14 protein-coding genes are annotated in these 13,087 nt (G+C 67.9%); 9 read left to right on the top strand and 5 right to left on the bottom strand.

What is annotated here, in order from left to right; all coding sequences use genetic code 11:
- Nucleotides 1-30 precede the first annotated feature (30 nt).
- From M1M07_RS04630 to M1M07_RS04620, 3 genes are all read left to right on the top strand, one after another.
- On the top strand, nt 31-1,176 hold the full coding sequence (locus tag M1M07_RS04630) for a thiolase family protein (protein ID WP_248673422.1): 1,146 nt from the start codon (nt 31-33) through the stop codon (nt 1,174-1,176).
- A gap of 135 nt (nt 1,177-1,311) precedes the next feature.
- On the top strand, nt 1,312-1,917 hold the full coding sequence (locus M1M07_RS04625; RefSeq protein WP_248673421.1) for a TetR/AcrR family transcriptional regulator: 606 nt from the start codon (nt 1,312-1,314) through the stop codon (nt 1,915-1,917).
- Nucleotides 1,824-2,408 carry a hypothetical protein gene (locus tag M1M07_RS04620; protein ID WP_308200768.1) on the top strand — a complete coding sequence of 195 codons (585 nt, stop codon included), beginning with the start codon at nt 1,824-1,826 and terminating at the stop codon, nt 2,406-2,408. Before M1M07_RS04625 ends, M1M07_RS04620 begins: the two co-directional genes overlap by 94 nt.
- Nucleotides 2,409-2,479: 71 nt before the next feature.
- Here the strand turns inward: M1M07_RS04620 and M1M07_RS04615 are convergent, their stop codons facing one another.
- From M1M07_RS04615 to M1M07_RS04600, 4 genes are read right to left on the bottom strand one after another with little or no spacing between them, the layout of a single operon-like run.
- Nucleotides 2,480-3,445 (bottom strand): NADPH:quinone oxidoreductase family protein, encoded by a 966-nt coding sequence (locus tag M1M07_RS04615; RefSeq protein WP_248673420.1) that lies wholly within the window; start codon nt 3,443-3,445, stop codon nt 2,480-2,482.
- A gap of 5 nt (nt 3,446-3,450) precedes the next feature.
- Nucleotides 3,451-4,233 (bottom strand): enoyl-CoA hydratase/isomerase family protein, encoded by a 783-nt coding sequence (locus tag M1M07_RS04610; protein WP_248673419.1) that lies wholly within the window; start codon nt 4,231-4,233, stop codon nt 3,451-3,453.
- Nucleotides 4,230-5,252: a phosphotransferase family protein gene (locus tag M1M07_RS04605; protein WP_248673418.1), complete on the bottom strand. Its 1,023-nt coding sequence runs from the start codon at nt 5,250-5,252 to the stop codon at nt 4,230-4,232. The genes M1M07_RS04610 and M1M07_RS04605 overlap by 4 nt, the downstream gene beginning before the upstream one ends.
- Nucleotides 5,249-6,550, bottom strand: a complete 1,302-nt coding sequence (locus M1M07_RS04600; protein WP_248673417.1) for an acyl-CoA dehydrogenase family protein — start codon at nt 6,548-6,550, stop codon at nt 5,249-5,251. Before M1M07_RS04600 ends, M1M07_RS04605 begins: the two co-directional genes overlap by 4 nt.
- Before the next feature lie 100 nt (nt 6,551-6,650).
- Between M1M07_RS04600 and M1M07_RS04595 the strand changes: the two genes are divergently transcribed.
- Genes M1M07_RS04595 through M1M07_RS04585 form a run of 3 tightly spaced genes read left to right on the top strand, consistent with a single transcriptional unit; the run spans nt 6,651 to nt 8,546 of the window.
- Complete coding sequence (locus M1M07_RS04595) at nt 6,651-7,094, top strand: VOC family protein (protein WP_197257532.1); 444 nt, start codon at nt 6,651-6,653, stop codon at nt 7,092-7,094.
- Complete coding sequence (locus M1M07_RS04590; RefSeq protein WP_248673416.1) at nt 7,091-7,903, top strand: SDR family oxidoreductase; 813 nt, start codon at nt 7,091-7,093, stop codon at nt 7,901-7,903. The genes M1M07_RS04595 and M1M07_RS04590 overlap by 4 nt, the downstream gene beginning before the upstream one ends.
- A 13-nt stretch (nt 7,904-7,916) precedes the next feature.
- On the top strand, nt 7,917-8,546 hold the full coding sequence (locus M1M07_RS04585) for a TetR/AcrR family transcriptional regulator (protein ID WP_197257536.1): 630 nt from the start codon (nt 7,917-7,919) through the stop codon (nt 8,544-8,546).
- A 24-nt stretch (nt 8,547-8,570) separates the two neighbouring features.
- On the opposite strand, the gene M1M07_RS04580 is transcribed toward M1M07_RS04585, so the two are convergent.
- Nucleotides 8,571-9,245, bottom strand: coding sequence for a TetR/AcrR family transcriptional regulator (locus tag M1M07_RS04580; protein WP_248673415.1), 675 nt, complete (start codon nt 9,243-9,245; stop codon nt 8,571-8,573).
- A 94-nt stretch (nt 9,246-9,339) separates the two neighbouring features.
- Here M1M07_RS04580 and M1M07_RS04575 point away from each other — a divergent pair, with 94 nt between their 5' ends.
- Genes M1M07_RS04575 through M1M07_RS04565 form a run of 3 tightly spaced genes read left to right on the top strand, consistent with a single transcriptional unit; the run spans nt 9,340 to nt 13,079 of the window.
- Complete coding sequence (locus tag M1M07_RS04575; RefSeq protein ID WP_248673414.1) at nt 9,340-10,635, top strand: hypothetical protein; 1,296 nt, start codon at nt 9,340-9,342, stop codon at nt 10,633-10,635.
- Nucleotides 10,636-10,642: 7 nt separating this feature from the next.
- Nucleotides 10,643-12,052, top strand: coding sequence for an acyl-CoA reductase (locus tag M1M07_RS04570; RefSeq protein ID WP_248673413.1), 1,410 nt, complete (start codon nt 10,643-10,645; stop codon nt 12,050-12,052).
- A complete protein-coding gene (locus tag M1M07_RS04565; RefSeq protein WP_248673412.1) occupies nt 12,045-13,079 on the top strand; it encodes an aldo/keto reductase in 1,035 nt (344 codons plus the stop codon). The genes M1M07_RS04570 and M1M07_RS04565 overlap by 8 nt, the downstream gene beginning before the upstream one ends.
- Nucleotides 13,080-13,087: the final 8 nt, after the last annotated feature.

Below are 13,087 nucleotides of genomic sequence, written 5' to 3'. Positions count from 1 at the left end.
TGTCCTCGGATGACGAATTGGGAGAAGTAGATGCGTGAAGTGGTGATCGCGGAGGCGGTCCGGACACCGGTCGGCAAGCGCAACGGCGGGCTGGCGGGTGTGCACCCGGCGGACCTGTCGGCGGTGGTGCTCACGGCCCTCGCGGAGCGCACCGGGATCGACCCGGTGATCGTCGACGACGTGGTGTGGGGTTGTGTGTCCCAGGTCGGCGACCAGTCCAGCAACATCGGCCGGTACTCGGTGCTCGCGGCGGGCTGGCCGGAGAGCATTCCCGGCACATCGGTGAACCGGGCGTGCGGGTCGAGCCAGCAGGCCCTCGACTTCGCCGTGCACGCGGTCATGTCCGGGCAGCAGGACGTCGTGGTCGCCGGCGGTGTCGAGTCGATGAGCCGGGTGCCGCTCGGCGCGGCGAGGGCCGACGGCATGCCGTACGGGCCGCGCGCGCTCGCCCGCTACGACAATTTCCAGTTCAACCAGGGCATCGGCGCCGAGATGATCGCCGAGAAGTGGGGGTTCTCGCGGACCCGGCTCGACGAACTGTCGGCGCAGTCCCACGAGTGGGCGGCGGCGGCGATCGACCGGGGTGCGTTCGACGCCCAGATCGTGCCGGTCGAGACCGAGGACGGGACGGTCGCGCGCGACGAGGGTCTGCGGCGCGGGACGACCGTCGAGAAGCTCGCGGGCCTGAAGCCGGTGTTCAAGGAGGACGGGGTGATCCACGCGGGGAACTCCTCGCAGATCGCCGACGGCGCCGCGGCGCTGCTGGTCACCACGCCGGAGAAGGCGCGCGAACTGGGTCTCACCCCGATCGTGCGGTACCGCGCCGGTGTGGTCGCCGGCTCCGATCCGGTGCTCATGCTGACCGGTCCGATCCCGGCGACAGAGAAGGTGCTGCGGAAGGCGGGGCTGGGAATCGGTGACATCGGGGTGTTCGAGGTGAACGAGGCGTTCGCGTCGGTGCCGCTGGCCTGGCTCGAAGAGACGGGTGCCGATCCCGCGCGGGTGAATCCTCTCGGTGGCGCGATCGCGCTGGGGCATCCGCTCGGAGGTTCCGGAGCCATCCTCATGACGCGGATGATCCACCACATGCGCGACAACGGGCTCCGGTACGGACTGCAGACCATGTGCGAGGGCGGTGGTACGGCCAACGCGACCGTCGTCGAACTCGTGGACTGAAGGCCGGGCGAATTGTAGGCAAGGGCACTTGGAATCCGTGTGAGCTGCTGCACGGAACTGCTCGATATGAGACCCTTGTCACATCCGGAAAACCAACCTACTGTGTACTAGGTAGGTTGGTCCGAAAGGAGTGAGGTGTCAGCACCGAGGCCGTACGACACACTCCTCTCCAAGGGCGAGGATCGCCGTCAGCTCATTCTTTCCGTTGCGCAGCGACTGCTGGCGCGAAACGGCTGGCGGAACACGACCCTCGCCCAGATCGCTGGAGAGGCCGGTGTCACCACCGCGGGGCTGCTGCATCACTTCGAGTCCAAGGACCAGTTGTTGCATGCGGTGCTCGATGCCCGCGACCGCGACGACGATGCACACGCGGATCGGTCCGGCGACCTGCTCGAACAGCTCGGGAGGGTGCCGGAACGATTCGAACGCTCACCTGAACTGGTGGGGATGTTCGCCACGCTGGTGATCGAGAACCTCGATCCGGCGGCACCCCTGCACGGTCGCCTGCTCGATCGATACCGGGCCGCGCTGGACACCGTCGAGGACGGCATCCGGCGCGGCCAGAGCGCAGGGCGGTATCGCGCCGACGTGGACCCCGCGACCAAGGCTGTAGAGATCGTCGCCTTTCTCAACGGAATGGAAACCTCATGGCTGCTCGATCCATCGATTCCTCTTACCGCGGTGTTCCGGGAGTACATACAGTCGCTTACTCGACAGCTCATGCCCGACGCCACCACCTGAGAAGGCGGCTGGCCGTCGTCGCACCGAATGTCGCCGACGCCGTCCAGTTCGCGGGAGGCTGGCTCTTCGATCACGTGATGGCCGGCTGGGATGTCACGGTCGCCGTGGCCGATCCCCAGGATGTGCGCCCGATCCGGATCCTCGGTGCAACCACCGTCGATCTGGAGGCGGCGCTGTCCTCGCCCATCGGTCCGATGCCCGAATCCATTGCGGTATCGGTGAATCTGTACGAGTCGGACAGCCGAATCCGTGAAGGCATGCTCGACGCGCTCGACAGCGGCCTCACCCGCATCGCGGTGTGGGGCGATGCGCTGCCGTCGGATCTGGACCGGAAGTTCGATTCGATCCAGCATCGGCTGAGCGTGGCGGCACGCGCCTTCAAGTCCCACGCGCTCGCGGCTGCAGCGGCTCCGGCGGATTCGCCGGGCACCACAGAAACGTTCCGCAGCAGCGGAACCTCTTCGGTGCGCGACCTGGCTTCGGTGGGATAAGCACGCAGTGCGGCTTCGCCGCCGGTGTGCCTTTCTGGCGGTCAGGGCCGCCACAAAGGCACACCGGGCGGTTACGCCACGTCGATGACGATCTTGCCGATCGCCCGGCCGTCGGCGACCATGCGCAGCGCCTCGACGGTGTCGTCGAGAGTCAGGCGCGCGCCGATGTGCGGGACGACCCGTCCGGTCGCGAGCAGCTCGCGCAACTCGATTTCGTTGCGCCGCATCTCGTCCGGATCGAGGTCCTGAAATTGGAATCCCAGAATCCGAACGCCCTTGACGAGCACGAGATTCAGCGGGATCCGCGGAATCTCGCCGGAGGCGAAGCCGATCGTGACGAACCGGCCGCCGCGTCGTAGCGTCCGCAACGCGACCTCGGACAGGCCGCCGCCGACCGGGTCCAGCACCACGTCGGCGCCACCGGGCAGCGCCTCCCGCAGCGCCGCCCTCACATCCACGGTGCGGTGGTCGACGAGGTGACGTGCCCCGTAGGACGCAGCGACCTCCAGCTTGTCGGGGATGGACGCGACCGCGGTGACGGTCGCTCCCATGGCCACGGCGAGCTGGACCGCCGCGAGCCCCACCCCACCGCCGGCGCCGAGCACGATCACCTCGTCGCCGGGGCGGACCCCGGCCACCGATCGCAGACTGTGGTAGGCGGTCCGATGCGCGACACCGAACGCGGCGGCGACGTGGGCGTCGACGCCGTCCGGGATCGGTGTCAAGTTCCGTGCCGGGGCGACGACCTGTTCCGCGAACGCCCCGACGATGCCGGTGCCGACGACCCGGTCACCGACCGTGAAGCTGTCGACACCGTCGCCCAATTCCTCTACGACACCGGCGAATTCGCTACCGGGAACGAACGGCGGCGGAACGCTGATCTGATACTTGTCGGCGACGAGCAGGACATCCGGGAAGTTCACCGCGGCCGCGGCGACGCGCACCCGGACCTTGCCCGGCTCGAGTGCGGGCGGATCGAGGGTGCCGACGCGAACGACGTCGATGGATCCGTATTCGGGGCAGATCGCTGCACGCATGCGGATCACCTGCCCTGCCATACGGGGGCACGCTTCTCGACGAACGCCGCCGCGCCCTCTTTGGCGTCCGCACTGGAGAAGACGGTGCTCTGCCATTCCTTCAGTCGGGACGCGGCGAGCGCGGAGTCGGACACGGACAGCCGGACCAACTCCTTGCACGCGGCGAGCCCGAGCGGCGCGTTCGCCGCGATCCGCTCCGCGTATCCGAGCGCGGTGTCCAGCACCTTCTCCTGGGCGACCACCGCATTGACGAGTCCGAGTTCGTAGCCTCGGGTCGCGGTGATCGGATCCCCCGTCAACGTCATCTCGAGTGCGGCGCCGACGGGGATACGTGTCCCGATCGTCGTGCCTCCACCGCCCGGGAACAGGCCCCGCTTCACCTCGGGGAGACCGAACTTCGCCTCGGTGGACGCGACGATGATGTCACACCCGAGGAGCAGTTCGAGCCCACCCCCGACGGCGGTGCCGTTGGCGGCGCCCACCACCGGGACGGCGAGTTCCCCGGCGGACAGCCGACGGTAGGCGTCGGCGTCGTCCGGGTTGTCGAACCCGACCGAGCCTCCCTCGGCGAACACACGCAGATCCATGCCGGAGCAGAACGCGCGGTCGCCGGAGCCGGTGAGGACGATCGCCCGGATCTCCGGATCGTTCTCGGCCTCGCGCGCGGCGGCGCCGAGGCCGCGCATCATCGGACCGGTCAGGGCGTTGCGGGCCTCGGGACGGTCGAGGCGCAGGACAAGGATCTGCCCGCGCCTCTCCGTGACGAGGCCGTCGTATCCGCCGGTCATCCCTTGTAGTCCGTCGATTCGGCGAGTTCCGCCGCCGACTTCATGAGGTTGACGATGACCGGACCGTACGACTGCAGTTTGACGTCGTCGCCCGCCCGCTGGAAGCCCTGTTCGAGGACGATCGCGAGCTTCCACTTCGCCAGCACGAGGTAGTAGTCGAGGTCGTCGACCTGACGGCCGGAGACGTCGGCGTAGTGCGCGAGCATCTGCGAGCGGTTCGGCATCCCGGTCAAATCGACGTAGCTGACCGCGCTGTCCTCGATGGCGTTCGTGTCCTCGGGCCAGTTCATGAGCATCCAGCCGAGGTCGAGCTTGGGATCACCGACTGTGCCCATCTCCCAGTCGACGAGTGCCGCGAGCTTCGCGGGTGCACCGTTGCGGTACATCACGTTCGCGAACTGGTAGTCACCGTGCATCAGACCCGGGACGTAGTCGAGCGGACGGTGGGTCTGCAGCCACTTGGTGGCGACATCCATGCCTTCGATCTCGCGCGCCTTGATCCGTTCGAAGAATCGGGTCCAGCGGTCGACCTGCCGATCGTGGAAGCCTTCGGGCCGGCCGAGATCCTGCAGCCCCTGCGCTTTCCAGTCGACCTTCGAGAGCAGGGCGATGCCCTCGGCGAGTTGGTAGGCCAGTCCTTTTCGTGCCTCGACGTCGGTGTCGAACGGTGCGGGCCAGGTGCCGCGGTGGTCCATCGGGGACCAGCCGTCGACGAATCCCATGAGATAGAAGGAACGGCCGAGCACCGACGTGTCCTCGCACGCGGCTACAGCTTTCGTGTGCGGGACGTCGGTGCCGTCCAGCGCCTGGATGATGCGCCACTCGCGCATGATTCCGTTGTCGCGGTCGGCGGGCGCGCCGGCCGGTGGGATCCGGATGACGCACGTGAAGTCGTCACGTGTGAGCTTGTAGATCTCGTTCTGGGTTCCGCCGGACAGATACTTGGCCTCGAGCGGGGCTCCCTTGCCGGGCAGGCCCTGCTCGTCCATCCATGCGGCGAGGCGTTCGGTGTCGATCACAGGTTCCCCACTTCGAGTTCGAGGTAGTCGGCGAATTTCGCCCGGGCGGCTTCTTGCTTCTTCGGGATCCACTCCGACGGCCACATTTCGTCGATCGGCTTGTAGTCGCGCAGAACCTGCTTGGCGACGGTCGTCTTGTGCACCTCGGTCGGTCCGTCGGCCAGACCCATCACCGCGGCGCCGTGGATCATCCGGAAGAACGGCATCTCGTTGGTGACGCCGAGTGCACCGTGCACCTGCATTGCGCGCCAAGCGATGTCGTGCAGCACGGTCGGCATCACGATCTTCGCGGTCGCGATGTCCTTGCGTACCTTCTTGTAGTCGTTGTACTTGTCGATCTTCCACGCAGTGTTGAGCACGAACAGCCGGAACTGGGTGAGCTGCGCGTAGGAATCGGCGATGTAACCCTGCACGGTCTGCTTGTCGGCGAGGCGGCTACCGGCCGTCTCGCGGCTCAGGGCGCGCTCGCACATCATGTCGATCGCCTTCTGTGCCAAGCCGATCGTGCGCATGGCGTGGTGGATACGGCCGCCGCCGAGGCGCACCTGAGCGGCCGCGAACGCCCCGCCCTCCTCGCCGAGCATCGCGTCGGCGGGGACCCGCACGTTGTTGTAGTGGATCAGTGCGTGGGTGCCCTCGTTCATCGGTTCGCCGTACAGCCCGACGTTGCGGACGATCTCGACACCCGGGGTGTCCGTGGGGACGAGGAACATCGACGTTCCCTTGTGCACCGGGACGTCGGGATCCGTCACGACCATCACGATGAGGAACTCGGCGGTCCGGGCGTTGGAGGAGAAGTACTTCCAGCCGTTGATCACCCAGTGGTCGCCATCCTTGACGGCCCGGGTCCGGAACTGTGCCGGGTCGGCCCCGCCCTGCGGTTCGGTCATCGAGTACGAGGAGAACACCTCGCCGTCGAGCAGCGGCTGCAGGTAGCGCTCCTTCTGCTCGGGAGTGCCGTAGTGAGCGATGATCTCGGCGTTGCCGGTGTCCGGTGCCTGGCAGCCGAACACGATCGGCGCCCAGCTCGATCGGCCGAGGATCTCGTTGAGCAGCGCGAGCTTCAGCTGGCCGTAGCCCTGACCGCCGAGTTCCGGCCCGAGGTGCGTCGCCCACAGACCCTGTTTCCGGACCTCCTGTTTCAGCGGATCGATCGCCTTGCGCCGGGCGCCGTCGAGCGGAACGAACTGTTCGTGTTCCCACACCAGATCGAGGGGTTCGACCTCTTCACGCACGAACGCGTCGGCCCAGTCGAGTTTCGCCTGGTACTCGGGGTCGGTTTCGAAATCCCATGCCATTGCGTCTCCTCTCCACGAGTGAGAATATGACTCTTGCAATCAAGAATGCAATTCTGAGACGGGAACAGCACTGCACAGACGGTGTGCGGAAAGGCGAGCGATGAAGGCCGAAGACCTGTTCCACCTGGGCATCGTGGCGGACGACCCGGAGGCGACCCGCGAGGAGTTCACGGCGCTCCTCGGATACGAGTGGGGACCGGAGGTCGGCGGCGCGGTGCCCGTGACGCTTCCCGCCGGCGACCGCACGGTCGAGCTGCGGTGCGCCTACTCGATCACCGAACCCCGCCTCGAGGTCGTGCGCAGCGTCCCGGGAACGTTGTGGGAGGCCGGCGGCGGAATCCATCACGCCGGATACTGGTCCGACGACGTCGCGGCCGACGCCGCGGCGCTGGTCGCGCGGGGATTCGTCACCGAGGCCACCCGCGCCGGGTCCGACGGAGGCCTGTTCTTCGCGTTCCTCCGCGGAACGACCGGACTGCGGATCGAACTCGTCACCCGCGTCGCGGAGCAGGGTCTGCAGCGGTGCTGGGGGGCCGGCGCATGACCACGGTGGGCGTCGTGACCGGCGCGGGCCGGGGAATGGGGTACGCCTGCGCGCAACGGCTTTCCGGGACGGTCGATGTCCTGCTGCTCGCCGACCGCGATGCCGCGACCGTTGCCACCGCCGCCGAAGCACTGGCCCCCGCGGGTGCGGTGGAGCCGATCGTCCTCGACATCACCGACGGCGATGCGCTCGCCCGCCTCGCCGATCGGGTGTCCGAACTCGGCACGCTGCGCGCGGTGGCGCACGCGGCGGGGATCTCGCCGACGATGGCGGACTGGCGGCAGATCTTCACCGTCGATCTCGTCGCGACCGCGATGCTGGCCGAAACGTTGCGTCCGTTCGCCACGGCCGGGACCGCGACCGTGTGCTTCGCGTCGATGGCGGGGTCGATGGCGCAATCGGGACTGACACCCGAGGTCGCCGAGGTGCTCGACGATCCGCTCGGCGCCCGGTTCCTGGACCGGATCCGCGACGCGGCGGGTCCGACCGTCGAGCACAGCGGCGCCGCATACGCGCTGGCCAAGCTCGGCGTGCAGCGGTTCGTGCGCCGCGAGGCGGTGCGGCTCGGTCCGCGCGGGGCCCGGATCTGCTCGGTCTCGCCGGGCATCATCGACACCCCGCAGGGGCGGCAGGAAGCGGAGCACAACCCCCGGATGGGCGGATTCGTGCAGCAGACCCCGCTGGGCAGGACGGGTCGTGCGGACGAGGTCGCGGCCGTGGTAGCGTTCGCGCTCTCGGATGACGCGGGCTTCCTGAGCGGCACAGATCTTCTCGTCGACGGAGGCGTGTGCGCCGCGATGAGCACCTAGAACAGGGATGACCATGACGGAACCGGCCGACGACCTTGCCCACCGGATCGCGCAGCGCACGCTCGCGAAACGAGGGGACAACTACGCCAACGAGGTTCGCAGTCTCCTCGACGCGGCCGTGGTGGTGATGAAGAAGTCCGGCACCGCCTCGCGTGCGCGGGTCGCGGACATCGTCGCCGAATCCGGCCTGTCGAACGATGCCTTCTACCGGCACTTCCGGTCGAAGGACGCACTCGTCGCCGCGATCCTCGAGGACGGCACCGCGCGCCTGCGCGACTATGTCGCCCATCAGATGAGCAAGGAAACCACGCCGGAGGGGCAGGTCCGGCGCTGGGTCGAGGGCGTGATGTCGCAGGGCGCCGACGACGTCGGAGCGGCCACCCGGGCGGTGCTGTGGAACACGGCCGGCCTGGGGGAGTACAGCGAGTCCGGTCCGCCTTCGCCCAGCGGCCCACTCGCGGGGCTGCTGCACGCACCCTTCGCCGAATTGGGCAGTGCGGACCCGCAGTTCGATGCGAACCTGGCCGCACACGCGACGATCGGCGTGCTCGTCGATCACCTCTGGCGACGGGTCGTGCCGGCTCCCGATGACATCGAGCGGATCACCGCGTTCTGCCTGCGGGCCGCGGCCTCCGGCCGTTGAACTACACAGTGTCCGGACGCTGACCTACTCGGGATCGGAGGGTGCGTCCGGCCGCAGGCTGCGAAGGAAGATCTCCACGGCCATCGCCGTGTGCCGTTCCTGTTCCTCCTCGCTGCGGAGAATGCCGAACGAGGCGAGCCGGGAGGGCGCACCGGTCGCCATGCCGAGGAAGTGCTCGGCGAGCACGTCCGGATCGTCGGCCTGGATCGCGCCGGTCGCGGCATGCCGTCGCAGCAGGTCGGCGACGAGTTGCCGGCGCGGCCAGAATCCCGTGCCGTACGTGCGCCGGGCGAGGTCGGGATAGCGCGACGCGTGCGCGATGGCGATCTGCTCGAGCTTGATCATCGAGGGATCGAGCGCGCGGCGCAGCGCAGCCTGGGCGATCGCGGTCAGCGCGCCCGGAAGGTCGTCCAGGTCCGGGTCTTCCGGTTCGGGGACGGGCCAGTTCGGCCGCTGGATCGCCCATCCGAGTACGGACCGGAAGACGTCCTCCTTGGTAGGGAACCGGGCGTACAGTGTCGGCTTGGTGGTGCCGGCCTCGGCGGCGATGGCGTTCATGGACGTGCCCTCGTAGCCGTGTTCGAGGAACAGCTTCAGCGCCGCTTCGCGGACGGCCTGGTCGAGCTGGGATGCCTGCTCTCGGGTGGGGCGCCCGCCGCGTCGTGGTGCGGCGGAACCGTCGGGCTTCTGCGATGTCATGAAACGAAGTGTGCCAGGCGATTCCGCTATGGACATTTAACTTGACCGGCGGGTAAAGTTACCGCAGCGAATCCCCCAACGGCCGGAGGCCCACATGTCCGAGACGACCATGCAGCGGGACGTCATCGCCACGCTCGATTCCCATTTCCAGCAGCGCAAGCAGCAGGTCCCGTTGCTGGCGCAGCGCGCCGAGGCGGAGGGCATCACGCAGATCACCTCCCGTGAGGACATGGTCCCGCTGCTCTTCCCCCACACGACGTACAAGAGCTACCCGGAATCCCTGATCGCGAAAGGACAGTGGGCCACCATGAATCGGTGGCTCGACTCCGTGTCGGCCCACCGGGTCACCGACGTCGACGTCTCGGGCGTCACGGACGTGGACGGCTGGATCGAGGCACTCGAAGCCGCCGGCCACCTCGTGTCCAGCTCGAGCGGCACCAGCGGAAAAGGATCGTTCCTCAACAAGTCCCGGCGTGACCGTGAAGCCAACATGCAGAACATGATCGACGGCCTGACCGAGATGGGACTGCCGCCGGAGCGGACCTGGCACGTCATCCCCGTCGGCCCCGACACCGGTCAGAGCGCGCACGTCGCGATGCGCGACATGATCCTCGACAAGTACCGCCGGCCCGACGGCATCCCCCTGTTCGAGGGCACCCCGCCGACCGGCCATCACCGCTACATGGCACGGCTGCAGGCGATGCGCCGGGCCATGGCGGACGGCACCGCCGCACCCGACGAGATCGCCGCGTTCGAGGCCGAGGCACAGGCGCGCGCAGCGGAACAGGAACGCCGGTTGCACCACTGGGCCGACCACATCCTGGCCCGTCCCGACGAGCGAGTCTTCTTCAACTCCCAGTTCACCCAGCTGTTCCGGCTCGTCGAGATCCTGCGGGAGAAGGGCGCCCGGGACGGCGACATCACCGGGGCGAACGCGCTGACCGTCGGCGGCGGACTCAAGGGCAACACCCTGCCCGACGACTACCAGGAACAGATCTTCCGGATGCTGAACATCGCCCCGGAACGCTTCTTCCACTACTACTCGATGCAGGAACTCAACCTCCGCATGCCGCGGTGCCTCGGCGGGCGCTACCACGTACCCGACGAGATCGTTCTGTTCGTGCTCGACAAGGACGGCACGAAGCTCGCCGAACCGGACGGCGACACCGTCACCGGTCGCGCCGCATTCTTCGACACGACGGTCGACGGACGCTGGGGCGGAACGATCTCCGGTGACCGCATCACCGTCGACCTCCGCGACTGCCCGTGCGGACGCAGCGGCCCGACCGTCCAGCACGACATCGCCCGCTTCACGGACCTCGGCGACGACGACAAGATCACGTGCGCCGGCACCATGGACGCCTACGTCCGCGGGTTCATCGAGGAATGAGACGACCATGACCGCAACCACTTCCGCGCCTGCCACGTCCAAGATCCGGGTGCCCCACTTCGTCCGGGGCGAACTCGTCTGGGGCGAGGACAGCGAATACCTCTCCCGCGACTTCGGTGTTCCGTTCGTGACACCGAAACTCGAATACAACGGCCTGTTCGCCCCGCGATCGGAGATCGGCCCCGCGTTCGACGTCCCGATCTCGGAGATCATCGACTTCCTCGTCGAAACCGCGCAGTACCTGACCCTCGACAAGAACGAATACCTGCAGGAATCACTCGAGATGACCGTGCAGGTCAGTGCGCTTCCGCGGCGCATCATCGAGAACACCTTCGCGCGTCCGGGTCAGTTCCTGACGAGGCAGGCACTCGAATACCGGCTCGAGCGCACCTTCGGCAGCCTCGACGTCCTCGACGGCTGGTCCGAACGCACCGACCCGAACGGCAACGTCAGCCGGGTGCGGGCGTTCCCGCCGCGACTGGTCCACATGATGGCCGGCAACTCGCCGAGCGCCGCGATGACCACCATCGCCGATGCCGCACTGACCAAGGGCGTCAACCTGTTCAAGATGCCCTCGGCCGACCCGTTCACCACCGTCGCCGTGCTCCGCACCATGGCCGACATCGCGCCCGGCCATCCGGTGCTGCGGTCGATGTCGGCGGTGTACTGGCGCGGCGGCGACGAGAAGGTCGAGAACATCCTCTACCGCTCCCAGTACTTCGACAAACTCGTCGCCTGGGGTGGCGGTTCCGCGATCGAGAACGCCGCCAAGTACGCGGGACCGGGATTCCAGCTGATCTCGTTCGACCCCAAGGTGTCGATGTCGATCGTCGGCCGCGAGGCCTTCGAATCCGACGAGACGCTGCGCGAGGTCGCCGAACTGGCGGCCCGCGACGCCACGATCTTCAACCAGGACGCGTGCCTCGCGGCCCGGCACATCTGCGTCGAGGGCGACGTCGAACAGACGGACCGCTTCTGCGCCCTGCTGCACGAGCGGCTCGGTGTGGACCGCGATTTCGCGGAAGCCGTCGGTCCGAAACCCAACGCGGAGATCCGGGACGCGGTCGAGGGAATGCGATTCCTCGAACCGGACTACCGCGTGTGGGGCACGTTCGACGGCAGCGGACTCGTGGTCCGCTCGCCGGAAATGGTGGACTTCCACCCGACGAACAAGACCGTCAACGTCATTCCGGTCCAGGACATGCGCGACGCCGCATCCTATGCGACGGTCGCCACCCAGACGGTCGGCGTCTACCCGGCCCACCGCAAGACCGAGGTGCGCGACCTGCTCGCCACAGCCGGCGTCCAGCGCATCGTCCGCCTCGGCAGCGCACTCACCGGCAGCATGGGCAGCCCCCACGACGGCATGTACCCGCTGCACCGCTTCGTGAACTGGGTGGTGGACGACGATGCTTGAACCCAAGCCTATGGCGTTGCGGGTCCTGGGCCGATCCGGAATCCGCGTGAGCGAATTCTGCCTGGGCGCGATGACCTTCGGAACCGACTGGGGTTTCGGTGCCGACGAGGAGACCTCCCGCGCGGTCTACCGGGAATACCGGGAGGCCGGCGGGAACTTCGTCGACACCGCGAACAACTACACCGACGGAGCGAGCGAGGAGATCCTCGGTCGGCTCGTCGCCGGGGAGCGCGACTCCGTCGTCCTGAGTACGAAATACACGCTGTGCACGGATCCGGACGACCCGAACTCCGGTGGCAACCATCGGAAGAGCCTGCGCCGCAGCGTCGAGACCAGCCTGCGGCGACTCGGCACCGACTACATCGACCTGCTGTGGGTGCACGCGTGGGACCGGTTCACCCCCGTCGACGAGACACTGCGCGCGCTCGATGATCTGGTGCGTTCCGGCAAGGTTCTCGCGATCGGGGTGACCAACACGCCGGCATGGGTGGTCGCGCGGTCCGCAGCGATCGCGGAGCTGCGCGGGTGGACCTCGTTCTGCGCCCTGCAGGTCGAATACTCCCTCGTCACAAGGACAGCCGAACGGGAACTGCTCCCCATGGCGCAGTCCCACGACCTCGCGATGTGTGCGTGGAGCCCTCTCGCGCGGGGACTGCTCGCCCGGGAACTCACTCCCGAACGGGAGGAGAAGCTCGCGCCGGTCGTGCGCCGCGCCCGCGACACGGCACGGGAGATCGCCGCGGAACTGGGCACCACCCCGGCACGCGTCGCAATCGCCTGGGTGCGCAGCCGCGGACTGCTCCCGTCGATCGGGGCACGCACCGTGGAACAGTTGCGGGACAACATCGGAGCGCTCGCCGTCGATCTCGAGGACGACCATCTCACCCGTCTCGACGACGCCACCCGGATCCGTCTAGGCTACCCCCACGACTTCCTGGACGGCCTGTACGAGAGGCGCACTCTGCCCCCGCCGGTCGCCCCGCGCGACACCCCGGCAACCCCGGGACCCGCGCGGCTCCGAACCTGACGTCACGA

This window comes from Rhodococcus sp. HM1, from assembly GCF_023218075.1.
Classification (GTDB): Bacteria; Actinomycetota; Actinomycetes; order Mycobacteriales; family Mycobacteriaceae; genus Rhodococcus.
Note: the sequence above shows the minus strand (reverse complement) of the source record. Positions and strands in the feature narration are given on the sequence as shown.